We start from the raw sequence: 24,621 nt of genomic DNA, 5'->3' as shown, positions 1-24,621 counted from the left end.
TTAATTTTGTAACCAACCTCGAATTTGTCACAGACGCAGCCAGATGGCAATTGTCCTATTCAGCATATTCCCGTATTGCCCGCTGACTGTCACTCATATGTTTATATCGATCGTATAATTCAGCTTTCTTAGCATCGTTGAAATTATTTATATTGCTCAAATATCCGGTAATACGCCGGACTCTCATTATGGGTGATTTTTCAAATGCTTTCACAATCACTTCATTGCCGTCTAACCTCAGCACAACCCGGTTTAGCCTTTTGCCTTCAGCCTGCCAGCGTTCAATCTCTTCTTCGGCATACTGCCTGGCTTCTTCTTGCGACAAACCGCCCGCCGCTTCAACCAGTACACCATCAATCATCATCATTCATCATCCCTTCATTTGCATTTTGAGCCTTTTGTTAATTCTCCATAAAAGGATGATTTCCTTGCAAAATATACAATATATAGTGCAAGATTTACAAAACACAACAAAATATCGGAATATCAATCACCGCCATACTTTTTCAATACGTACCGGCGATACTCGGCAAGCGCCTTGCATCCTTCTTTGGCGGCATAATCCGATCCATTGGCATAGCCGGTAACATAACCGAACCAAAAAGCTAAAAGTAATAAAGGGATTCCCCAGACAACATACTCATTCATGGGCTTTTCCTCCCTATAAGCTTATCCAGGGCGGGTGCCGGCCACCCCGGCAATCATTGCTTTATATTGCCGCAAACCACCCCCAGACATGGTATATTCTCCGGCTTCGGCTTATTCTTGCAGCCATTTTTGTTGTATACGCAGTTCGTTTTACTTCCCATAATACAATTCATATTCTATCTCTCCGTTTCGTTGTATATATTCATAGTGTTCCCGTCTTCCATCCCCGGTAAAACTTGCTATTATAAATATTATAAGCTTGGTGGCTGAAAATAAGAAAAAACCGCTAACGCGGTTTTTTAAAAATTGGAATTTGAAAAAAGAACAACGGTCCATAAAAAAATATTATGTTATATCCCGGCATTGGAAAGAAGCGGATTGTTGTTATTTTCTAGTGCCGCAATTTGATCAAGCCGTTTTTGATGATGACCGCCCTGGAATTTCGCATTCAGCCATGTATCAATAATGGCTAAAGCGAGTCCTTCGCCGGTCACCCTGCCCCCCAGACAAATAATGTTGGAATTATTATGTTCTTTGGTAGCCCGGGCAGTAAAACAGTCGCCAACAACAGCCGCTCTTATACCATGAATTTTATTCGCGGCTATGGCTATGCCGACTCCCGTCCCGCAGCAAAGGATTCCTTCCGTACACTTCCCAGCTAGTATGCTATGGGCAACTGCCACCGCATATTGGGGATAATCCACGCTGGCTTCGGAATCCGTGCCAAAATCCTTGTATTCGATACCCAGCCCTTTTAGATGATTTTTTATGCTTTCTTTTAATTTATACCCACCATGATCCGCGCCTAGAGCAATCACGCCCACTCACTCCTTTGTAGCGTCTACAATCTCTGCCGCCGTTAACTTGTAATGCTCTAAAAGTTCACCCGCTTTTCCTGAGCGGCCGAAACAGTCCTTTAGCCCCAGCATTTTAATCTTTACAGGACATTCCTGGGATAAGACCTCGCACACCGCCGAACCTAAGCCGCCGATTATGCTATGCTCTTCCGCGGTTACAATTTTACCGCACTGTTTAGCCGCTTTGACAAGCAGCGCCCTATCAATCGGTTTAATGGTATGAATATTGATTACGGTGGCGGCGATGCCGTCCTTCTGCAGTTGTCCGGCCGCTTCCAAAGCCTTACTGACCATAATGCCCGTCGCAATGATGGCAACATCGGCGCCTTGCCGCAATACTTCTCCCTTTCCCAGCTCAAATTTGTAGTTGTCGTCATGGATTTGCGGCGTGGCCGCTCTCCCCAGGCGAATATATACCGGTCCGTAATACTCTGCGGCGGCTAAAACCGCCTGCCTGGCTTCGATGGCATCGACCGGATTCAGCACAACCATATTGGGAATGCTGCGCATAAGCGCCATGTCTTCGACCGCCTGGTGACTGCCGCCGTCTTCCCCCACCGTAACTCCCGCATGAGTGGCGGCAATTTTTACATTCAAACGCGGATAGGCCACGGAATTACGTACCTGCTCAAAAGCTCGCCCCGCGGCAAACATAGCAAATGTGCTGGCAAAAGGAATTTTGCCGCAGGCGGCCAAACCGGCGGCCGTTCCCATCATATCCTGTTCGGCGATTCCCATATCAAAAAACCGCTCCGGGCATACTTTCTTAAACTCAATTGTTTTGGTCGCTTTCGCTAAATCAGCGTCCAGAACCACAACATCCGGATTATGACTCAACTCAATTAAGGCCTGACCATAGGCTTCCCGTGTCGCAACACTCATGCTAACAAGCTCCTTTCCAGCTCGGCCATTGCCTGCCGCCGTTGTTCCTGATTGGGCGCAGAACCATGCCATCCCACCTGGTTTTCCATAAATGAGACGCCTTTGCCTTTTACCGTCTTGGCAATAATAGCAGTCGGTTTATTTTTAACCGTTTTGGCTTGCTCAACGGCCGCCGCAATTGCTTCCGGGTTATGGCCGTCAATCGCCAAAACCTGCCAGCCAAAGGCGGCAAATTTATCCGTAATAGGATTCACGTTCATAACCTCCTGATTGGTTCCGTCAATTTGGAGTCCATTGCAGTCGACAAACGCCGTCAAGTTATCCAATTTATAATGAGCCGCGGTCATGGCGGCTTCCCATATCTGCCCTTCCTGCAGTTCGCCGTCGCCAATCATCACATATACCCGATAAGCTTTGTGATCCAGCTTGCCCGCCAGTGCCATGCCATTGGCGGCTGACAAGCCTTGCCCTAAAGAGCCGGTGGACATATCAACCCCCGGGATTGCTTTCATATCCGGATGTCCTTGCAGATAGGAGTTTAGTTTTCGCAAACTCTTCAGATCTGCAACCGGAAAATAGCCGCGCTCCGCCAATACGGCATAGAGTCCCGGCGCTGCATGCCCTTTCGACAAAATAAACCGGTCCCGGTCTTCCCAACGGGGGTCATCAATGTGAAGATTCATTTTATCAAAATAGAGTACGGTCAACAGATCCACAATTGACAGGGAACCGCCGGGATGTCCCGATCCTGCCTCGGCTATCATGTCTATAATATTCATCCGGACCTTTATGGCAATTTGTTCAAGTTCCAACCTGGTCATTTAAATCACCTTCCTGCAATTCATTTCAAAAGTAATTGGTGAAATCAATATAAGCTATTTACCTTTTGGCCGCCAAGAATTTGAATCGCGCTGCTGGTGCCAATTCGCCCGGCACCGGCTTCGATCAGCTGACAGGCGTCTTCATAGCAGCGGATACCGCCGGCCGCTTTGATGCCAAGCTTATCACCAACAACAGATTTAAGAAATTTTACCTCTTCCACCGTTGCGCCTCCGCCGTTAAAACCGGTGGCGGTTTTAACAAAATCGGCTCCCGCTTCCATAATCAACGAACAGGCGGCAACTTTTTCTTCCCTGGTCAGCAGCGCCGTTTCAATAATCACTTTCGTAGTCAACCCCTGGGACGCCTTGACAACTTCGGCAATATCCCGCTCAACGGCCTGATATTCTTTCGATTTTAACGCCCCAAGATTGATGAGCATATCCACTTCCCCGGCGCCGTTGGCAATTGCCTCCGTTGTTTCCGCCACCTTTATTTTCGTCGTTGCCCCGCCGAGGGAAAATCCAATGGGAACCCCGACCTTTACCCCGGTTTCCTTTAATAATTGGCTGGCAAAGGAAACATAATACGGATTAACAAAGATTGTCTTAAATCCATATTGTATGGTTTCTTCGCAAAAAACCGCAATATCGGCTTTCGTAGCCGCCGGTCTTAACAAGGTATAATCCATTATTTTAATAAGCTTATCTTTCGTAATCATCATTGCTTTACTCCCTTGGGCCGCGCTAAAAATGACTGCCGGCTTACGCCAGTCTTACGAAAAGCGTAAGCCGGTAATCAATGCGGCAGAAATTCACCCTACCGTTTGTCCGCAAACTATGTTAATATTATTTATGCTTATACTTTTAATAGTTTTTCTTCTATGGGAGCCAGCACTACTTTAATGGCTTCCCCTTTTTTTATTGTCTCATAAGCTTTATCCCACTCAGTAATTGCAAACTGGTGAGATACCAAATTCTTAGCCTTTACCGAACCGGTATTCATGAGCTGCAGCGATGGCTCCCAGTCACTGGGTTTCTGGCTGCGGCACCCCATCACTTTAATTTCTTTTTGAATAATTTTCTCAAAGTCCGCCGCTACTTCTTGGGCCGGAAAAATCCCCACCTGTACGTATACTCCCTGTTTTCTTAAGAGCGAGAGCCCCATATTCAGAGAAGGCGGAGCGCCGGTGCATTCAAAAAGGATATCCGCGCCATATCCGTCGGTTAATTTCTGTACAAGCTGTTCGACACTTTGATTTTCGATATCCACGGCAAAATCAATGCCTAGTTCCAGAGCCTTATCCAAGCGCCCTTTATCCTTTGCCAATCCGGTAATAATCACTTTAGCACCGTAATGCTTGGCAATTTGCGCGGTAAACAGGCCAATCGGTCCGGGCCCGAGGACAACTGCCACATCCCCCGGCTTCACGTTACTTTTGGCCACGGCATGATGGGCACAAGCCACCGCCTCCGTCATGGCCGCCGAGATATAATCAACATTTTCCGGCAGCTTGTGGACACTTTCCCGCCGGGCAATAATATAATTGGTAAAGGCACCATCCTGCTGATTGCCCAACCCTTTGCGCTGGCTGCATAAATTATAATCCCCGGTTTGACAATACCGGCATTTGCCGCATACCGAAAAGGTAGTTTCCGAAGTCACCCGGTCGCCAACGGCGAACTCGGTGACATTGTCCCCAACTTCTACCACCTCGCCGGCAAATTCATGACCTAAAGTGACCGGCGCTTTGACATTGTATTTACCTTCGTAGGTATGTAAATCAGTACCGCAGACAGCGGCATATTTTACCCTGATTTTTACCTGTTCCGGCCCTACTTTGGGATTCTCCCTGTCGATCACGTCGAACCCGCCAGGGCCTTGTTTCGTTTTTACTAACGCCAACATTCCCCTGTCCTCCTGAAATTGTTGTTTATTTTGCTGAATATCATCAAGGGATAATCAGCATTTTATTGTACTCTTCCTTTCCTGACCCAATCATTGCAAAAGCTTGCTTAATTTCGCTAAGCGGATATCTATGGGAAATTAATTGTTTAAGGGCCAGTTTTCCTTTTTTGGCATATTCAACACTCATAGACCATTCTTTTCCCGGAAAAGGGGCCGAATAAGAATTAAAATAGCCTTTTACAGTTAATTCCTTGCGAAAAATCCCTTCAAAGGCATTTTCCTTTAAAAGCACATCCGAATGCGCGATACCAATATAAGCGACTTTCCCTTTCTTTTTAGTTATAAGCAGGCATTGCTCTTCCGTGATTTTGGACCCGGCGCATTCCATTGCGATATCAACACCCAAGTTATCGGTGATTTCCATTATGCTTTGGATTAAATCAGCCTTGCTTGGATTAATTAAATAATTGGCGCCTAAGTTTTTCGCAGTTTCCAATTTCCGGTCGGAAATATCAACGGCAATGATATGATTGACACCGACAATTTTTAGCCACTGAATCGTTAACTGGCCGATAATGCCGGCCCCCATCACAGCGACGGTATCTCCCAGCAGAGGTTCAATTCCTAATACGCCATGGGCAGCCACCGCCAGCGGTTCGATCATGGCAGCCTCTTCAAAGTCCATATCATAAATCTTAACTAAATTGGCTGCCGGCACTTTTATATATTCCGCAAAGGCGCCGTATGTTTTTGAACCTAACATTCCATAGTGATCACACATTGCATAAATGCCGGATTTGCAATAATAACATTGATTGCAGGGAATGAAGGGAGCTGCCGAAACCCGTTCATTTACTTCATGGGTCAGAACATTCCTGCCTTTTTCAACAATAACACCGGAAAACTCATGACCGGCAATGGCCGGCATGGGATATTTCCAATGCCTTAACATTCTTGGCGGGTCGGAACCGCAAATTCCGCATGCTTTTACTTTTACTATGACAGAATCGTCGTCACAAACCGGATCGTCAAAGTCGACATATCTTATATCACCGGTTTTGAATAAAACTCCAGCTTTCATTAAGCATCCATTCCTTTCACTATCAAGGCACAAAGTATAGGAAACGGCTTCACTAATTCGCTACCGGCTTTAGAATGTACCCGTAAATACCTGGAATACCTTGATTACCAGCCAATTCAAAAAGTTGCCGCCCAAATCCAGGCTGGAAATCATCGTGGTTCCCTTCGGCATGGTAAATTGAGCCATTCTGGCAATTTCGGTATGGAACGAGGCAATATTCGTTGCCATTAATAAGCCTAAGCCCATTACCACGGCGCCGGATATAACCGAATGAACAATATTGCCCCGGGTGGATCCCACTATAAAGGAAACGTAGAAACAAATCGTAGTTAAATCCCCAAAAGGCAAAACCTGGTTGCCGGGCAATATGACTGCCAGGAAAATCGTTATCGGAACTAAAACAAGGGCGGTTGCAATGACTGCCGGATGACCGACCGATACCGCCGCATCCAGGCCAATCGTCAGTTTTCTGTCTTTGCCGAAATTTTTCTTTTGTAAAAACTCTCTAACTGACTCAGAAACAGGAATTAATCCTTCCATTAAGATCTTAACCATCCGGGGCATTAAGAACATAACGCCGCCCATTGCAACCCCCAGTTGCAGCACTTTACCAATGTCATATCCGGCTAACAGGCCAATAATTGCCCCAAGAATTAATCCGATCATAATGGGTTCACCGAAAATACCAAACCGTTTCTGAATGGTTTCCGGATCCGCCTTTAAGCTTTTAATGCCAGGAATCATACCGATTACCTTTGCTATGGGAATGCCGATCAGACCGCAGGCTGCCGTGGAACCGGTCGGCAAGGATACCCCTTCCAGATCAAAGAAATCCTGTACCATGGGAGCCGTCCAATCGGCAATTTTAAGAACTGCAATTTCATACAAAATGCCGGCCATAATCGCCATGGCCCAACTGCCATGAGTTAGAGCAAATACGGTTGCGCCTGCTGCTGTAAAGTGCCAATAATTCCAGATATCAATATCAACTACATTGGTTGCTTTTAATAACAACAGGATCAGGTTTACCAGCATGGCAATCGGTATCATGATCGCTGCGATCGGGGAAGCCCAGCTAATTGCGGCCGCCGCCGGCCAGCCAACATCAAGAACATTTAAGTGAAAGCCGAATCGTTCTACCATTTGTTGAGCTGCGGCTCCCAAATTACTGGTAAGTAAGCCGACGACTAAATTAATGCCGACAAAACCGATACCGATGGTAAGACCCGATTTAAAAGCTTTCTTAAAGCCCTGGCCGAATATCATGCCGATTATGGTAATGGTAAGCGGCAGAATTACAGTTGGTCCCAGATTCAAAATATATTGGACGACATGTAATAACATAGCATTTCCCCCCATGTAATTTTTTTGGGCAAGCGCCAGAGTTTGTCCCGTTTATCCGTTTAGCGCATCAAGGATCGCCTGGTCAACTTTTTCCGTATTTAGGTTGGTCAAATAGTTCATGGCCTTAACTACGGGAATTTTATAGTTTCTTGATGCAATTGTGGTTGTTACCAGTAAATCGGCTCCCTCCTCATACCCTGCTACCTCCGCGATCTTACACTGGATCACTCTGGCGTTTATCCCGTGAGCCTTTATTAAATCCTCGACTCTTTGCGACACAACAGTTGATGTTGCTATACCCGTGCCGCAGGCGACCAATACCACTTTTTGCCGGTTCATTATATCACCTCCTCCCATAAAGTCTGCCGGTTTGTTATAAAGCGGCGTATTATTGTCCCATAATTGCTTATGAGATAATAAACTGAGAATCAATGCCCGGCGGATTTCATCCCGCTAAGTTTAATTTCCGGCTTATAATGTCTTTTATTTTTGCTTTCGATTTCTCGTTCGCTAAACAGTTTAAGGTTTCTCGCTCCTGAAAGATCTGTGTCAATTTTTGCAACAGTTCCAACTGCGTATGCGCGGTATTCATGGCCAGCATAAAAACCAGCTTTACCGGCACGGTGGCGGTTTCTTCCCCCATGATGCCAAAAGGAACTTCTTTTTTCAGAATACCGAAACAGATTGCCGCCTTCGCTACATGCTCAATATCAGTATGCGGTATGGCAACACCACAGCCTTCCGTCGGCAGGCCGGTGGCAAATTTCTGTTCCCGGGCGATAACAGCCGCGGCATAACTTTCTTTCACAAATCCCTTATCGTGCAAATTGGCTGCCATAAACTTCAGTACTTCCGCATAGCTGTCAACCTGTAAATCAATTAAAATCAATGTTTCATCAAAACTAATTTCACTCATTGAGTAGAACCCCCTTAAATTCTTGTTCTGACTGTGACTGCTTAAGTTTTAGCAAAATATTCTGATCTTTAAATTTGTTGTATAAATACCGCACCCCGTCTTTTCCATGTATATCTAAGGCTAATAGACATACAATGGATACTTTATTATTTCGGTCCCATAAAACCGGTTCTGCCATTTTGGCAATCACGACGGTCGGACGGTTCACATAACTACTATCCGCGTGCGGCAAAACAACCTCCTGATTGATAATAAAGCTCCCCATTCGTTCCCGCTTTAAAACCGCTTCATAATATCCCTTTTTCACATACCCTTCTTTGAGCAGCCGGTCGCAAATATTCTTTATTACGTCCTGCTTGTTTTTGCTCTGTAAATTCAGGGTAATCTGTGCTTCCCGCACTACTGCCGGAACCAAGCTGCTATTGACGGCACTGCTCCGGCTATCGCCCGAATACTCAAGTAACCGCAAGATACGTTCTTTACTGTTGTCATGATACAGATCATCTAAAGAAATATAGGGAATGCCGGGATATTGCGGATCGATGCTGCCAATAATAGCAACAATGTCATATTGATTACCCAAACTCTGGATTTGCTTATACATATCCAATTTCCCGATAACACCCATATTAATTAATTTGATGCCAATTAGTTGATTGCCAAATATTTTTTTCAGATAGCGGCTGCAATGCAGGGCAATCCCTTCCCCGGTCAGGCAAATGGTAATTATCGCCTGAGGCCGTTTTAAAATTCGCCGGTTGACGCGGCCTTTCTTGGAAATATAATTTAAATTTTCAATCGCACTTACTACATCACTTAATTTAGACCCCGGCAATATGCTGCGGCGAATGCCTTCAATAACCATCACCGTATCCACCCTTTCAATGGTTTCTATGGTGATGCCCGTACGTTCGCCGATAATTTCACCAAAGGTAAGGAGGGAGCCCATATCTACCAGCAGCAATACTCCTTTCCCTTCCTCAGCGGCTTCCGCCAACGTAATCAGTTGTTCCAAAACATCCGTCGGACTTTCCTCTAAAGCCATCGCCAAGGCTTGCCCGTGATTCACATTTAAAAGCTTATTGGAGATTTCCAGCATAGCGGCGCCGGCGTTGCCATGCGTCACTACCAGAACGCCAACCTTACCTTCATTCTCTTTCTTATTTCCCTGCAGATACAATGTAATATAGCCGACTTCATCATCCGGCAAATCAATACTCCATTGATTTTTCAGGTATTCTACCATCTCCACGGCCACAACATATTCATTCCGGAACTTTTCTTTTATCTCATCTAAATTCGGGTTAACAATTTCCCGGCCTTGATCTAAACGATTAAAAGTGGCATGTAAATGAATCGCCAGACAGTAAAATATGGATGTATCCAATTCACCTAACCGTTTCTCGGCTATCTTTAGGATTTCTTCAACGATTGCCGTAATTTCCGCCCCTACAACTTTAGCGATTTCTTCCCGGGAAATCGGTGCGCCATTATCTTTCACATGTTTTATGACGCTTTGCAATTTTCTTTCAATTTCACTGCCAAGAATCCGGTTAATTTCTTTGGTATTTAAGCCTTGCTTCTTATAAGTGACGTAAGACTTTTCAATATAACTATAAAATTCTTTCGGAAAACTGTAGATATCGTTATCAATTTCGTTCGCATCGAGATACCGGTCAGGGCGGAAGATAAAATCCTGCCAAATTAGGGCTTCCATTTCCTGACGTTTATGGGTTATCTTCATCAGCCCTTTTTTGACATGGATACTTAAGTCGGCCACTTCCACCTTGACATATTCGTCTTTGTCCATCACATAAGTAAGAAAACTTTTCGCACAAACCACCTGGATGTCGCTCTTTAACTGTCCGATATTGCCTAAACAGTCATATAATAACAGAGCCTTAAGAACATCGAGACGCACCTGAATCGGCGCATTCATCCGCGTAGACTCATAACCGAAAAACCGGGTGATCAAATTTAACCGTTCCCGCAACGGCCGTTTATTTAATGAAGGAAGTTCAATGATCATCGGTATACGGCGTTTAAATGTCGCTAAAAGGGTTGTTTCCGTATTTTCCGTAGTGGCGGCAATGAGCTGCACCTTTGCCATACGGACAAACTCCGATTCCCCCAGCCTTCTGAACTGGCCCTTATCAATTAACTGAAACAGCATCTCCTGACCCTCGGAGGTCAGCCGGTGTACCTCATCCAGAAACAGCACGCCTCCGTGAGCCTGTTCAATAAGACCTTTCCGTTCACCAACGGCGCCGGTATAAGCGCCTTTAACGTGACCGAATAAGTGAGACATCAACAGTTGCGCATTTTCAGCATAATCGGCACAGTTAAAAACGATAAACGGAGAATCGCTTTTCAAGCGACCGGTTTCCACCGCGAATTTATACATGGCTTCTGCCAATTCGCTTTTGCCGACTCCCGTTTCTCCCAGAATCAGACAATGCAAACCGTTGGGCGGATAAATCATCGCGGCTTTGGCTTGCTGAATAGGTACTTCCAGACTGCCCGTACTGCCAACCAGATTGGCAAAAGCCTGATAGGTTTCGCTTTCTCTTTCCGGCTGCCCTTCCGGCATGATTTCCCTGCCTTCGGCCCGGCTGTCTTCCCCCCGGCTGCTGCGTACCTCATCGAGATACTTGTCGAGTAAATAGCGGGAAAGGCCATAGCCTTTCTCCTTCATAATCTGCGATAGCTTACGGTAGGAGATGGTTGGCTGGGAATTCAATATTTCCTGGATCTCGGTACAAATATAGAGTTTTTTTCGTTCCCGTGAATCGGCAATGTTTAGTTCCTTTCTCAGTAAAGTAACGTACTCGCGGCTTACTGACATCCTCTCACTTAGCTCCATATCGGTATACGGTTCTTTCCGGCTCTCTAGCGAAATGATATCCTGGAGTTTGTTTTTCACAGTTAACCCTCCTGCCCATTATTATCGCAAGTCCTATGCCAAGTTTTTTTAAATTTTGGTAGTATTACAGTAAACCTCGCTCCCGGCTATTGTTTATTATCCCACCGTCCGGCATTGCTGTTGTTTATTGCTCCTCCTAACCATAAAAGGCCGTAGCGTCTGATATTCGTAAAATATAAGTTATATCCTCTAGATAAATTTACAATTTTCATAAAGGACTTACTATTTTCGTATTTTATTACATTTTTTGTCCCGCTCCGCCATTGAAAATTCACAATTTTTCGTCATCCAATTTTCATTAAAAAAAATAAACATAACCCGCAGCAATGTTACGGGTTATGTTTATCTCAAACGGCTCTGTCAGTTGTAAAAACTCGAATCCTTCATTTGCATAATTATAGCAAATTCAATTCATAAGTCTGTTCAATCAGAGTCTTTCCCCAGGTGTTATTTTCGTGTTCCGCCACTTTTCTAAACCCTGCTTTCCGATACATCGCAATCGCCGTCTTCTGATCTTCCGTAGTCTCGAGAAATACCCGCCCGACTCCTTTCTCCCGGCAGTATTGCAGGGCCTCACTCAGCAACCTGTTGCCAAGACCCCTGCCTCGAAATTGAGGATGCAGAATGAACCATCGCAACTGCGCCTTTGGGGACGAATGTCCGACGATTGCAACCGCACCAACTATTTCTCCGTTCGCTTCCGCCAGCCAGAGCCGGTCCTTATTCGGATTGTATGCAACAAGAAATTCATAGAAAGTCTTACAGACGTAGCCTTCGAATACACTGTTATAACCACATTCTTCGGCATAAATCCAGCCGTGCAGATAAATTAGCCAGCCTGCATCTCCCGGTTTCAGCTCCGACCGGATAATAACCGATTCTTCGGCAAGTACCGGCTTTGCCGCTAACGCCGTCTCAATGGTTTTCATCCCATTTATAAGCTCTTTTTGCTCTTCTGCCGCCAGCCGGCCGATCATTTGCGCAATTTGCCGGTCCGACAGCGCATCCAGTTTGGAAAGAGCCTTCTTTCCTTGCTCCGTCAAATAAAGATAATACAGCCGGCCGTCTTCCAGCGACTTTACCCGGTATATAAGGCTATGCGTCTCAAAGCGTTTTATCATTCGGCTTAAGTAGCCCGGATCCATCCTTAGTTCCTCAATCAGCTTGGTCGCAGTACAATTTCCGGTATGTCCAATTTCGTATAGTACGCGGGCTTCGGACAGCGAAAAATCACTGTCCGGCATATGTTGGTCCAAAAGACCGAGAATATTGGTATAAAACCGGTTAAATCGACGGATGCTTTGTATCAAAGGGGTAGCGGCAGAATCCATACGAATGCCTCCTCCGTTGCCATATTACTGTTATTATAATAAAATTACTTGACTCAGTCAACCACCTGTCTAAAAGAATGAGCTGCGGATTTTCTCCCCAGCTCATGCTGATTTCAAGCGGAAAATCGTTTAAACAAGTCTTTTTTGACACCGCAAACAGGACAATAATCCGGCGTCTCACCATCCCCGGTATAGCCGCAAACCGGACAGACATATACTTCTTTCAGTTTCATATCCTTACCGGTTTTCGCCGCATCCTGAGCGGTCTTGAACATTTTCGCGTGAATTTTCTCCGCCTCCAGGGCATAACGGAAGGAACGCTCCGCGCCGTTTTCCTGCTGAAACCGGGCTGTCTGCAAATATACCGGATACATTTGCTCAATTTCATGAACCTCTCCGTCGATGGCTCCCTGCAGATTCTCGGCCACGGAGCCGAAACCGAATACTGCGCCCGAAGTCACAGCCGCCCCGCCCGGCAGCTCGCCCAACTCCTTAAAATGATTGGCGGCATGAACCTGCTCGGCAAAAGCAATGGCGCGAAATAGCCGGGCAATATTGGGCATCCCCTGTTTTTCCGCGTGATCACCCCAAATCAGATACCGCATATGGGCCATCGATTCTCCGCCGTAAGCAGAACGCAAAAAATCAGCAGTCATGTCATTTTTAACGGGCATATTATCACTCCTTATATATCCATCATTTTATATTTATTATTATTTAACTTCAATTTGCAATTAGTTTTTCCTGCTGTTTTTGCCATCGATTAGCAAAAATTTTTTTCTCTAAGAATTTGATTGCTTTACACAGTTTCCCCGTTACTGGCAATTACCTTTTGATACCAGTAAAAACTGTCTTTCCGGCTTCTTTGCAGCGTTCCGCTCCCGTCGTCATCCTGGTCGACATAGATAAATCCATACCGCTTCGACATTTCGGAAGTAGAAAAACTAATCAAATCAATCGGCCCCCAAACCGTATAGCCGATCAGTTCCACGCCGTCGATAACGGCTTGTTTCATTTGCTGAATATGCTGCTTCAGATATTCAATCCGGTAATTGTCATGAATATTGCCGTCCTTTTCCACGGTATCAAAGGCTCCCAGACCGTTTTCCACAATAAAAAGCGCTTTTTCATACCTGTCATATAGCATATTCAACAAGGTGCGCAGACCGGTAGGATCAATTTGCCACCCCCAGTCGGACGCATTTAAATAGGGATTCTTTAATCCTGTAAAGAGATTTCCCGGTGATTGCTCGCCGGCCGTTTCAGGACGGGCGGAAACGGTGGACATATAATAACTTAGCGATATGAAATCAACAAGGTTTGCCTGCAAAAGGGCATCATCACCCGGCTCTTTTTCAATTACAATTCCATTTTCGGCAAATAATCTTGCCATGTAGGCGGGATAATGGCCCCGCGCCTGAACATCGGTAAAAAACAGCGTCTTTCTTTGATCCTGCAGCGCCGCCAGAACATCCTCCGGATGACAGCTGTTAGGATAATTAATCATACCTACCACCATGCAGCCAATTTTTCCGTCCGGAATGACCCGGTGGCAAATTTCCACCGCCTTGGCGCTGGCCACAAATTGGTGATGCGCCGCCTGGAACTGGGCTGCAAGCAGGTCTTTCTCCGCCACTTGATCCCGCAGAACTCCCGCACTAATAAAGGGACTCATTAAAATCGAGTTAATCTCATTGAACGTAATCCAATATTTGACCTTGTCCTGATAACGCCGGATGACCGTCCCGGCAAAGCGCGCAAAAAAGTCTACGACTTTACGGTTTGTCCAGCCGCCATAGACTTGAGAAAGGTGCAAGGGCATCTCATAATGCGATAAAGTGACAACAGGCTGCATGCCATTTTGGCTCAGCTCGGCAAAAAGTTTATCATAAAATAAAAGTCCGGCCTCATTGGGTTCCAGTTCGTCTCCCCGGGGAAAAATGCGGCTCCAGGCAATAGACACCCGCAGCGCAGTAAATCCAAGTTCCTTAAATAAAGCAATATCCTCCTTATACCGGTGATAAAAATCAATCCCGTAGCGTTTGGGATACAGCTTGTCATTCCGGTCCGCTACCGCCGTTGCTACTTCCCGGGAAGTAGGAAAGGGCAGTTTCAATTGCTTGCGTTCTTCCGGCGCTACCCGTTTCACTATATCGGTAATCGCCCAGCCTTTGCCGTCGACCTCAAAAGCGCCTTCCACCTGATTTGCCGCAACCGCGCCACCCCACAAAAAATTTTTTGGAAATTTTCTCATCATAACTGTATGCCTCTCCTTCCATTTATTTTACAATCGTCAATAGTAACTCGCCCGCTTGGGTGTTTTTTTCGTCCGCCGGAATTACATCCAGATAACAATCCGAATTGGTAATAATAACCGGTGTACTTAAATCATAACCTGCTTTCTCAATTTCTTCCATATTAAATTGCAGCAACAAGTCTCCTTGTTTAACGGCAGATCCCTGCTCCACCATAACGTCAAAAAACTGGCCCACAAGCTGGACCGTATTCAATCCCACGTGAATTAACACCTCGATGCCGTCTTCCGCAGTAATTCCAATGGCATGGCCCGTAGGGAATACCGTAGTAACAATTCCATTGACCGGCGAAAACAACTTGCCCTCTTTCGGAAAGATCGCAATCCCCTTGCCCAGCGCCCCGGAGGCAAAAACCTTATCCTTCACGTCCCTTAAAAGGAGCAGCCTTCCCGTAAGCGGACTGGCGATATTGCCTTTATTGAATAATACGTCCGGCCTGACGCCGGCAGCCGCTTCTGCGGCCGCAGCCTGTGCTTCTTTTTCATCCTTATAACCAAAGAAATAAGTTAAAACCGCAGCGAGTCCAAACGCCAGCGCAATCCCGCCGGCAAACATGCCAAATCCCTTGCCGAAAAATACGGGCAGGGTCATTAACCCGGGAATAGCAAAAGCCAAAGCGGCCGCACCGGAAAGTCCGGCCACACCGCCGCCGATGGCGCCGGCGATACTTCCTAAAATAAACGGTTTTTTATATCGCAGGGTGATTCCATAAATAGCCGGCTCGGTGATCCCAATAATGCCGGATAATGCGGCGGGACCGGCGATTTCCCTGACTTCCCGCTGCTTGGACTTCAGCCAAACCCCCAGCGCTGCTCCCGCTTGCGCAAACACGGCCGGTGTTATCAAAGTCGCAAACGTATCGGCGCCATATTGCGTTAAATTGTTGATCATGATCGGCACCAGCCCCCAATGCAAGCCAAAAATAACGAAGGTTTGCCAAAACGCTCCCATAAAGATACCGGCTAAAATAGGACTGCCTTCATAGATAAAAGAGTATCCGGCACCAATCCATTTACTTACATAGGTTCCAAAGGGACCAAAGACAATCAGGGTCAGCGGCACAATGACGACTAACAGGATCAAGGGAGTTAAAAAACGCCTGACACTGGCATGAATCCGCTGATTCAAGAGCGGCTCCAGTTTTGACAGGGCGTAAACGGCCAGAATAATGGGAACCACGGAAGTTGCATAATTTGTTAAAACCACCGGAATCCCCAGGAACGAAAGGGAAATCCCTTTATTCAACGCCGCAACCAGTCCCGGATACAGCAGGGTTCCTGCCACAATAACGGCTACGTAAGGGTCCGTATCAAACTTTCTGGCGGCTGTAAATGCCAAAACAAGCGGCAAAAAATAGAACAAGCTGTCTGCCGCGGCAAAGAGAATTTGATAGGTTCCCTCTGCTGGCGTTAACCAGTTCAGGGCTACCGCCACGGTCAAGAGCCCTTTCAGCATACCCGCGCCGGCCATGGCCCCCAGCAGCGGGGTAAAAATTCCCGAAATTAGGTCAATAGCCTGATTCAGCAAGCTGCCAGCCGGTTTGCCGGTATTTTTTCCTTCGCCGGTGAGGTCAAGCCTGGTCATTTTAGCAATCGCACGATAAACATCGCTGACTTCGTTGCCGATAACAATTTGAAATTGTCCGCCGCTTTCAACAACCTGCAGCACACCCGGCAGATTTTTAATCGCTTTTTTATCGGCGTCATTTCGGTTTTTTAGCTTAAATCGCAGGCGGGTGGCGCAATGTACAAGAGAGATCACGTTTTCTTCTCCTCCCACATTGCAGATAATGTTCGCAGCCAATTGAGAATAATCCATTTTCCGTCTCCTCTCCGGTTTTAAATAAAATAAAAACCTAAATTGAACCTCTGTAACAAGCAGGTAAAATTACCTGCCTGCAGGGTTATCAACTTAGGTTTTGCCTAAACATAGTAACAATCCCATTGCTATATAAAATTTACTCTTGCCGGTTCGTAACCCGCTGAATATGCAGGGTTAAATAGATCTTTTCGTCACAGGAAAGCCGGCGGTTATACGTTTGTTGTATATATAAAGCAATCTTGCCGCTGCATTGAAAGGCTTTGGCATATTTCGTCTTCACTTGCTCAAAGAAAAAATCGGCTTCCTCTTCGTATATTTTGCTATCCTTACGGGTTAAACGCAAGGCAAAAAAACGTAAATGGGTCAGAAACCGTTCATAGCTGACGGTTGTTTCATTCAATTCCATCTGATAATGATACTTTACAATATTCAGGATATGACTAATCATACCGGTAATTTCGGCCATCGGCTCCATACCTTTGCCCGGAAATTGGCTATTGACCAGGTGGATCGTAATAAACCCCGCTTCATCCTCCGGTAATTGGATTCCTGTTTCGGCCGCAATAATCTTCAGTGCTTTCAACCCGACTTTAAATTCCTCTTTGTAAAACTTTCTGATTTCCCAAAGCAAGGCATTTGGCAAATGAAAACCCTGCTTATGACGGCTAATGGCGAAGCTTAAATGATCCGTCAATGCGACATATAAATAATCATCCAATTTATTATTCAACGCCGTTTTGGCATAGGAAATAATTTTATCGGCAAGTCCCAAATACTGGTCGGACGTTTCCTTTAGTAAGTCGGCAATTTTTTCCGAAATCCCCTGCCGTTCCAAAACAAAAGTTTTTTCAATCCCGGCAGGATCAATCCAGTCACCGGTCTTTTTTTGAAAAGCAAGCCCGCGCCCCATTACTACCATTTCCATTTGCTTTTCATTCTCTGCCAGGACTACGTTATTATTAAATACTTTTTTTATTTCCATATTCTCTCGCCCAGCCGCAAATTATTATAATAAAAAACCTAAGCAATGCAAGAATAGCATAATGCTATTCTTACACAGATTAGGTTTTGCCTGCCAAACAGTAACAATCCTTGTTATATAAATGTCTTTAGAAGATATTTATATTTGACCATATTTTTTCATAATTGTCAAACATTATTATTAGTTATTCCTTTATGTCCTGGAAATTCTTTTCTTCTGCGGACTTTCTCCCCGGGTACAACGTTTTCATTTTGACGGTGACTTTTTCCACCACGACAAACAAAACGGGGATGAGGAAGATTCCCAGGGAAGTCGCGGTAAACATGCCGCCGACTACGGCCGTTCCCATCGAATTTCTGGCGCCGGCCCCGGCCCCGGTGGCGATAGCCAGCGGAAGGCAGCCGATAATAAATGCTAAAGACGTCATCAGAATTGGCCGCAGCCGGATTTTCGCCGCTTCAATGGCCGCCTGAACCGGATGCATTCCTTTATCCACCCTGACCTTGGCAAATTCGACAATTAAGATGGCGTTTTTGGCGGCCAGGCCGATCAGCATAACCAGGCCGATCTGCATATAAATACTGTTCTGCAGATTTCGTAGATACTGAAACAAAAAGGCGCCAAAGATTCCCGTCGGCACAGCCAGCAAAACGGCAAAGGGCACGCTCCAGCTCTCATAAAGCGCCGCTAAGCACAAAAAGGCAAAAGCAAAAGCCATACCAAATAAGATCGGCGCCTGATTGCCGGAAACCTTTTCCTCCCGGCTCTCACCGGCCCACTCATACGTGTAACCGCTGGGCAAGGTTTGCTTCGCCACTTCCTCCAGGGCGGTCATGGCTTGGCCGGAACTGTAGCCGGACGCCTGGCTGCCGCTGATTTGTATTGCCTGAAACCCGTTGTAGCGGCTAATGATCGGCGCACCTTTTTCCCGTTTGGGCTTTAATAAGGTGTTTAGCGGCACCATGGTACTATTGGAACTTTTCACAAACAGGTAGCGCAAGGCGTCGGCATCGTTGCGGTAGGGAGCTTGCGCCTGCACGATCACCTCGTAGGTCCGGCCGAATTTGTTAAAGTCGTTGACATGCAATCCCCCAAGAAAAGCCTGCAAAGCTGTAAATACGTCGTCCACGGCTACCCCCATTTTTTCGGCCTTGGCCCGGTCCACTTCAAATTCATACTCCGGCGTACTCACACTGAAATTGGAGGTAATGGACCCGATTTCCGGCCGCTTTTTCGCCGCCGCAACAAACTCTTGCGCTACCTTGTCCAGATCCTCCAGGCTGCCGCCGTTTTGGTCCTCCAGCATCAGCGTGAAACCGCCAACCCTTCCCATTCCCGGCAGGGAAGCCGGCTGAAAGGCAAGAACCGTCCCTTCCGGCAAATGCGCTCCCTCCATAAACGTTTGCGCGATTTCGCCATTCACCTTTAATTCCGGTTTTTCCCGCTGCGCCCACGGCGCAAGGGAAACAAACATGGTCCCGCTGTTCGATTTCGAACCCCCGCCTAATAAATCCATGCCGGAGATCGCCATAACGTTGGTGACTCCCGGCTGCGAACCGATCTTCTGGGTAAGTTCCTTCATAGTGTCCATTGTCCGGTTCAGGCTTGCCGCCTCCGGCAGAGTAACCGATGTAATATAATAGCCCTGATCTTCATCCGGCACAAAAGAGGACGGCACCAATTTATACAATCCACCGAGACAAATCAGCAAAACAGCCAATAGCGCCATACACAGGCGGGCCTTGCCAATCACTTTGGCCAGCCCGGCCCCATACCGCTCGACATTTCTCTCAAACCAGCAATTAAAGGCGGCAAAAAACCGGCCAATCAGTCCATTATGGGCTTCCGGGTCATAAGGTTTGAGCAGCAGCGTGCAAAGGGCCGGCGTAAGGGACAGTGCCACCACCGCCGACAGGGCCATGGAAATAGCAATGGTTATGGCAAATTGTTTATAGAGAATCCCCATCATCCCGCCAAAAAAAGCTACGGGAATAAAGACGGAAGCTAACACAAAGGCAATGGCCACGACCGGTCCGGACACCTCACCCATAGCCCGCTTAGTAGCGTCCAAAGGCGTCAGCCCGGAATACCGCATATGATGTTCCACCGCCTCAATTACCACAATGGCGTCGTCAACGACCAGTCCGATGGCCATTACCATAGCAAATAAAGTTAAGGTATTGATCGTAAAACCCAGTGCGCTGAACGCCCCAAAGGTGCCCAGCAAGGAAACCGGCACCGCCAGCATCGGAATCAGCGTGGCGCGCCAGCTCTGCAGGAAAAGGAATACCACAATGACCACCAGCAGCAGCGCTTCGGCAAAGGTTTTCACCACTTCCAGCATGGATTCGCGAATAAATTGGGTATTATCGACAACAATTTTGTATTGCAGATTAGCGGGAAAATTTTCCGCCGCCTGGGCCAGCACTTTTTTCACATTGCTGATGGTCTCCAGGATATTGGCGTCACTGGTCAGCTCAACGCCAAACCCCGCCGACCTATGGCCGTTCACCATCGTGCTATAGGTATAATCCTGACTGCCCAATTCCACCCGGGCAATGTCCCCCAGGTGAATTACCGACCCGTCCGATTTGGCTTTTATAATAATGTTTTTAAACTCTTGCGGCGTAGAGAGACGGCCTTTTACTTTGGCCGTATATTGAAACTGCTGGCTGGAATCCGCCGGCATTTGCCCCAGGGACCCCGCCGCTGCCTGGACATTTTGCGCTTCGATAGCATCGGTTACTTCCGTGGTCGAAACCCCCAGCTGCGCCATCTTTTCCGGCTGCAGCCAAATTCTCATGCTGTAGTCGGAACCGAATGCCATTACATCCCCGACCCCTTTAACCCGTTTAATGGCGTCGATAAGGTAAATCGTCCCGTAATTTTTTAAAAAGTTGACATCATAGGCGTCATTCGGTGACCAGAGATTAAAAACCAAACCCATAGCATCTGAATTTTTCCGGGTAGTAACACCTGCTGTCTGAACCGTACTGGGCAGCGACGCATTTACTTCCGCCACCCGGCTTTGGGTCTGAATCTCGGCAGTATTCGTGTCTATACCGGACTCAAACTGGACCTGGAGCGAATAGGACCCGGAATCAGTACTGTTGGAAGACATGGAGGTCATCCCTTCCACGCCGTTGACTTTATCCTCAATGACCTGGGCCACGGTTTTGTCAACCACATCGGAATTGGCCCCGGTATAAGCTGTACTGACGGTAACCGTAGGGGGGGCAATTTGCGGATATTGGGCTACAGGCAGGTTTACCGCCGCAGTTATACCGATTAGAGTAATCACAATAGATAAAACGATGGCAAAAACAGGGCGGTCAATAAAAAATTTAGCCATATAAGATCCCCCCTATTGTTTCGCCGGAGTCTGCAAATCATCCGGATTTATTATCGTTACATTTAACACCGTTCCCTGTTTCGCTTTGTCGATTCCTTCCACAACTACGCGGTCACCGGCGTTAAGACCTGCGGTTACGACTACCCACGCCGTCCCGATTTTGTCCCCAAGCTTTACGGGCCGGCTTTCCGCCTTATTCTCGGCGGTCACTACAGTAACAAAGGTGTCGTCCAAAATTTGCTTGACCGCTTTTTGCGGCACCAGCAAAGCATCCTTGAGCATCGGCCCCTGGGCGGTTATCTGCGCAAACATTCCCGGCAGCAGCATTTTTTGCGGATTATCAAACGAGGCTTTTAACGTAATGGTGCCGGTCGTGTCACTTATGCCTTTATCGATTTGCTCAATATGGCCCTGTAGAGGGTAGGCCGCTCCATTGCTCAGCGTAAGTTTAAGATTATCCCTGAAACTTGCTGGTAATGCGCCATTGCCCTGCTGCAGTAAATCCAAATATTCATTTTCACTCATACTAAACTGAACCCAAATCGGATCCAGGGAAGATACCGTGGCCAGGGTCGTCGACCCCGCCGCAGCATAAGCGCCGATGCTTAGGTCATTCACATCCATCCGGCCGTCCACGGGCGAACAGATTAAGGTATCCGCCTCATTCTCCTCGGCCTGCTGCAAATTGGCCCGGTATGTTTCCACACTGGCAGCGTCTTCTTCTTCCTGGGCCATTTCCGCATCCAGGGTTTGCTGGGAAACCCCTTGGATCGCCGCTAGCTGCTGGTATCGATCCACATCTTTCCGGACATTATTCAGCGTGGCCTCCGCCTGGTTTAAGCTGGCCCGGGCCGATAATATGGCCGACTTGTATTGCTTGTCATCAATGCGGAACAGGGGCTGTCCTTTATAAACAATATCGCCGCCCTTCACCATCTTGGCCACAATGTTGCCGGCTACTTTCGAGATAATTGCTACTTCATTTTTAGATTGGACTTCACCGACAAATTTATAGCTTTGGGCCGTATCCTGCTTGACTACCTGCATGGCTTTCACATCGACCGCCTGCGGCAGCGGACCCGTTTGCATTTTGGGCGCTAACCCTTTGTATACGGCTGCACTGCCGGCCAAAACAGCCAGGATGAGAATTCCCCAGTACAGCTTTTTGGAATGTTTTATATTCACTAACTCGTCCTCCCACTTATAAAAATGCATGTTCACAACACCATAAACGCCGTTATTTCACCGGGATTCCCATGGCCTGTTCCAGTTCCGCCCGGTAGGTGTTAAAGTCGTACAAGGCCTTAATCGCCGTTTTTTTCGCGGAATCCAGGGACAGTACCGCATCCCGCAGGTCCAGGTTGGTATCGACCCCGACTTTATACCGTTCTTTTTCAATCCTTAGATTTTCTTCCGCCTGATTCACCGAAACTTTGCTGGTCTCAATCCGTTTTTCCGCTTCGCCCATGCTCAGATAATACTGGCGGACATTTAGCAGGATTGAATCGCGTTCTTGCTTCGCCTGGTCCGATACCATGTCCACATTATGCTGCGCCTGTTTCACCTGGGAATCGGTCAGTCCGGTATCGAACAAATTAATAGATGTCGTCAGTTTGACCAGCCAGTTGCTGTTTTTGGCTCCGGGCAAATGGCTATCATACCAACCCTGCTCGGCCGTCAAATCGACGGTTGGCAAATAGCCGCTCTTGGCAACTTGGATAGCGTCTTTGGCGCTGGTGACTTTGGCTTCATACTGCGCAATTTCGGGCCGGTGCTCTTCGGCATATTGCAGACATTGCTCCAGGGTCAACGGATATTTTTCATATTTAAATTCATCTTTTAAAACCAGTTCGGTCCCATGGGACAGGCCAATAGCATTGTTCAGAGTAGCTACCGCATTATGATAACTATTTTGGGCCTGAATCAGCGTATCCTGGGCATCTGCCAAATCAACCTGGCTCGTCAGTACATCCGTTTTCGCCACCATGCCGATATCAAATTTCGCATTAACTAAGTCCAAATGTTCCTTATAGTTGTCTACGGTCGCCTGGTCCACCGCAGCTTCGTTGCGGTATTCCAACACGTTAAAGTAGTCGGTGATGACATCGAGCTTAAGCTGCTGCTTCGCCACAGCCACATCCAGGTCGGCTTCTTTGAGAGCAAGATTGGCCTCATCAATCTCACCTTCCAATTTTTTCCCGGAATAAATGGGAACACTGAGGGCTACGGTGTTGTCAAAATCGTTGGTATATGTATATGAGTCGGTACCGTACAGGACAGAAGGCGGCGTATTATAGCGTTCGTCGGTATGCGTGTAAGTTACGGAAACGCCCTTATTCTTCTCCGCTTCCTTCAGGGCCCAATACGATTTTTCTCTGGCCGAATTATAGTATTTAATGTTGTAATTATTTTTTAGGGCCAAAGCAATGCTCTCATCGAGCGATAACTCAACAGGGGCTGCAAGCACTACCGGAGTCAGTGCCGTTAACGCAATAATGGGTATAAGTATTGACACACAGCGTTGAATTTTGTTCATAAAAAAAGGACCTCCTAAAATTTCGGTTTCTTAATTATACAAACCGAACTTTACAAGTTTGTTACATTTCTATGTCAATTTGGCGCTATTTCCGACTCTCCACTGAATTGCCGGTTTTTCCGAAGTAAATCGCCAAAGCCGATCTGTTCAAAGCATAGGCCTTAAAGATTAATCCCTGATTAGACTCTGATTAGAATTTGGTTAAAAATGGAAAATATAGACATGGTGCTACTATCGCTAAATTATAAAAAAAAACAGCACAGAATAAATCTGTGCTGTCTAATCCGCTGGAGCGGGTGAAGGGAATCGAACCCTCGTAGCTAGCTTGGAAGGCTAGTGCTCTACCATTGAGCTACACCCGCGATATAAAGTTGGTGGCGGCGCAGGGATTTGAACCCCGGACACTGCGGGTATGAACCGCATGCTCTAGCCAACTGAGCTACGCCGCCGGATATCTAAATGAGATAATGGGGTGACTAGAGGGGTTCGAACCCTCGAATAACGGAGCCACAATCCGCCGTGTTACCACTTCACCATAGCCACCATAGTAGTTTGTTCCCTCAAAACTACCCAGAAGAAAGATGAGCAAAAAATGAAGTCAAGCCCTCGACCGATTAGTACCAGTCAGCTTCATCCCTTACAGGACTTCCACACCTGGCCTATCTACCTTATCATCTCTAAGGGGTCTTACTAGTCTACACTATGAGAGACCTCATCTTAAGGCTGGTTTCACGCTTAGATGCTTTCAGCGTTTATCCGTTCCGGACGTAGCTACCCAGCTGTACCCCTGGCGGGATAACTGGTACACCATTGGTCCGTCCACTCCGGTCCTCTCGTACTAGGAGCAGTTCCCTTCAAGTCTCTTACGCCCGCGATGGATAGGGACCGAACTGTCTCACGACGTTC

At 46.9% G+C, this 24,621-nt stretch carries 20 protein-coding genes, 3 tRNA genes and 1 rRNA gene; all 24 read right to left on the bottom strand.

Annotated features, from left to right (window positions below):
* Positions 1-55: 55 nt before the first annotated feature.
* Positions 56-367, bottom strand: a complete 312-nt coding sequence (gene nrdD / locus LUCIF_RS20955; protein WP_122629785.1) for an anaerobic ribonucleoside-triphosphate reductase — start codon at positions 365-367, stop codon at positions 56-58.
* A gap of 119 nt (positions 368-486) precedes the next feature.
* Positions 487-648 (bottom strand): hypothetical protein, encoded by a 162-nt coding sequence (locus tag LUCIF_RS26235; RefSeq protein WP_165866093.1) that lies wholly within the window; start codon positions 646-648, stop codon positions 487-489.
* A gap of 350 nt (positions 649-998) precedes the next feature.
* On the bottom strand, positions 999-1,466 hold the full coding sequence (gene rpiB / locus LUCIF_RS20950; RefSeq protein WP_122629784.1) for a ribose 5-phosphate isomerase B: 468 nt from the start codon (positions 1,464-1,466) through the stop codon (positions 999-1,001).
* 6 nt (positions 1,467-1,472) lie between these two features.
* The gene (locus LUCIF_RS20945; RefSeq protein ID WP_122629783.1) at positions 1,473-2,387 is read right to left on the bottom strand and encodes a transketolase family protein; all 915 of its coding nucleotides are present in this window, start codon (positions 2,385-2,387) and stop codon (positions 1,473-1,475) included.
* Positions 2,384-3,208 (bottom strand): transketolase, encoded by an 825-nt coding sequence (locus tag LUCIF_RS20940; protein WP_122629782.1) that lies wholly within the window; start codon positions 3,206-3,208, stop codon positions 2,384-2,386. Before LUCIF_RS20940 ends, LUCIF_RS20945 begins: the two co-directional genes overlap by 4 nt.
* A 44-nt stretch (positions 3,209-3,252) precedes the next feature.
* Positions 3,253-3,930: a deoxyribose-phosphate aldolase gene (gene deoC, locus LUCIF_RS20935; RefSeq protein WP_243638771.1), complete on the bottom strand. Its 678-nt coding sequence runs from the start codon at positions 3,928-3,930 to the stop codon at positions 3,253-3,255.
* A 134-nt stretch (positions 3,931-4,064) separates the two neighbouring features.
* Positions 4,065-5,114, bottom strand: a complete 1,050-nt coding sequence (locus LUCIF_RS20930; RefSeq protein ID WP_122629781.1) for a zinc-binding dehydrogenase — start codon at positions 5,112-5,114, stop codon at positions 4,065-4,067.
* Positions 5,115-5,157: 43 nt separating this feature from the next.
* Complete coding sequence (locus LUCIF_RS20925; protein ID WP_122629780.1) at positions 5,158-6,195, bottom strand: galactitol-1-phosphate 5-dehydrogenase; 1,038 nt, start codon at positions 6,193-6,195, stop codon at positions 5,158-5,160.
* A 69-nt stretch (positions 6,196-6,264) separates the two neighbouring features.
* Positions 6,265-7,539, bottom strand: coding sequence for a PTS galactitol transporter subunit IIC (locus LUCIF_RS20920; protein WP_122629779.1), 1,275 nt, complete (start codon positions 7,537-7,539; stop codon positions 6,265-6,267).
* 51 nt (positions 7,540-7,590) lie between these two features.
* A complete protein-coding gene (locus tag LUCIF_RS20915; RefSeq protein ID WP_122629778.1) occupies positions 7,591-7,878 on the bottom strand; it encodes a PTS sugar transporter subunit IIB in 288 nt (95 codons plus the stop codon).
* Positions 7,879-7,984: 106 nt separating this feature from the next.
* Entirely contained in the window at positions 7,985-8,455 is a 471-nt protein-coding gene (locus LUCIF_RS20910; protein WP_122629777.1) for a PTS sugar transporter subunit IIA, read from the bottom strand.
* The gene (locus tag LUCIF_RS20905; protein ID WP_122629776.1) at positions 8,448-11,378 is read right to left on the bottom strand and encodes a sigma 54-interacting transcriptional regulator; all 2,931 of its coding nucleotides are present in this window, start codon (positions 11,376-11,378) and stop codon (positions 8,448-8,450) included. The genes LUCIF_RS20910 and LUCIF_RS20905 overlap by 8 nt, the downstream gene beginning before the upstream one ends.
* A gap of 395 nt (positions 11,379-11,773) precedes the next feature.
* Positions 11,774-12,709, bottom strand: coding sequence for a bifunctional helix-turn-helix transcriptional regulator/GNAT family N-acetyltransferase (locus LUCIF_RS20900; protein ID WP_122629775.1), 936 nt, complete (start codon positions 12,707-12,709; stop codon positions 11,774-11,776).
* A 113-nt stretch (positions 12,710-12,822) separates the two neighbouring features.
* A complete protein-coding gene (locus LUCIF_RS20895) occupies positions 12,823-13,383 on the bottom strand; it encodes a rubrerythrin family protein (protein ID WP_122629774.1) in 561 nt (186 codons plus the stop codon).
* Positions 13,384-13,508: 125 nt separating this feature from the next.
* A complete protein-coding gene (locus LUCIF_RS20890) occupies positions 13,509-14,966 on the bottom strand; it encodes a glycoside hydrolase family 1 protein (protein WP_122629773.1) in 1,458 nt (485 codons plus the stop codon).
* Positions 14,967-14,988: 22 nt separating this feature from the next.
* Positions 14,989-16,842, bottom strand: coding sequence for a beta-glucoside-specific PTS transporter subunit IIABC (locus LUCIF_RS20885; protein WP_122629772.1), 1,854 nt, complete (start codon positions 16,840-16,842; stop codon positions 14,989-14,991).
* A gap of 139 nt (positions 16,843-16,981) precedes the next feature.
* Positions 16,982-17,827, bottom strand: a complete 846-nt coding sequence (licT, locus tag LUCIF_RS20880) for a BglG family transcription antiterminator LicT (protein WP_122629771.1) — start codon at positions 17,825-17,827, stop codon at positions 16,982-16,984.
* A 184-nt stretch (positions 17,828-18,011) separates the two neighbouring features.
* Positions 18,012-21,179, bottom strand: coding sequence for an efflux RND transporter permease subunit (locus LUCIF_RS20875; RefSeq protein WP_122629770.1), 3,168 nt, complete (start codon positions 21,177-21,179; stop codon positions 18,012-18,014).
* 12 nt (positions 21,180-21,191) lie between these two features.
* Entirely contained in the window at positions 21,192-22,364 is a 1,173-nt protein-coding gene (locus tag LUCIF_RS20870; RefSeq protein WP_122629769.1) for an efflux RND transporter periplasmic adaptor subunit, read from the bottom strand.
* A 52-nt stretch (positions 22,365-22,416) separates the two neighbouring features.
* Positions 22,417-23,715: a TolC family protein gene (locus LUCIF_RS20865; RefSeq protein ID WP_122629768.1), complete on the bottom strand. Its 1,299-nt coding sequence runs from the start codon at positions 23,713-23,715 to the stop codon at positions 22,417-22,419.
* A 288-nt stretch (positions 23,716-24,003) separates the two neighbouring features.
* Positions 24,004-24,077: transfer RNA gene (locus tag LUCIF_RS20860), tRNA-Gly, on the bottom strand.
* Positions 24,078-24,087: 10 nt separating this feature from the next.
* A tRNA-Met gene (locus LUCIF_RS20855) sits at positions 24,088-24,164 on the bottom strand.
* 19 nt (positions 24,165-24,183) lie between these two features.
* Positions 24,184-24,258: transfer RNA gene (locus tag LUCIF_RS20850), tRNA-His, on the bottom strand.
* A gap of 51 nt (positions 24,259-24,309) precedes the next feature.
* A 23S ribosomal RNA gene (locus LUCIF_RS20845) occupies positions 24,310-24,621 on the bottom strand; the annotation flags it as partial.

This window comes from Allolucifera butyrica, from assembly GCF_900476375.1.
GTDB classification, from domain to species: domain Bacteria; phylum Bacillota; class Negativicutes; order Sporomusales; family UPPP01; genus Lucifera; species Lucifera butyrica.
The sequence above is the reverse complement of the archived record's forward strand: the minus strand, read 5'-3'. Positions and strand labels throughout refer to the sequence as shown.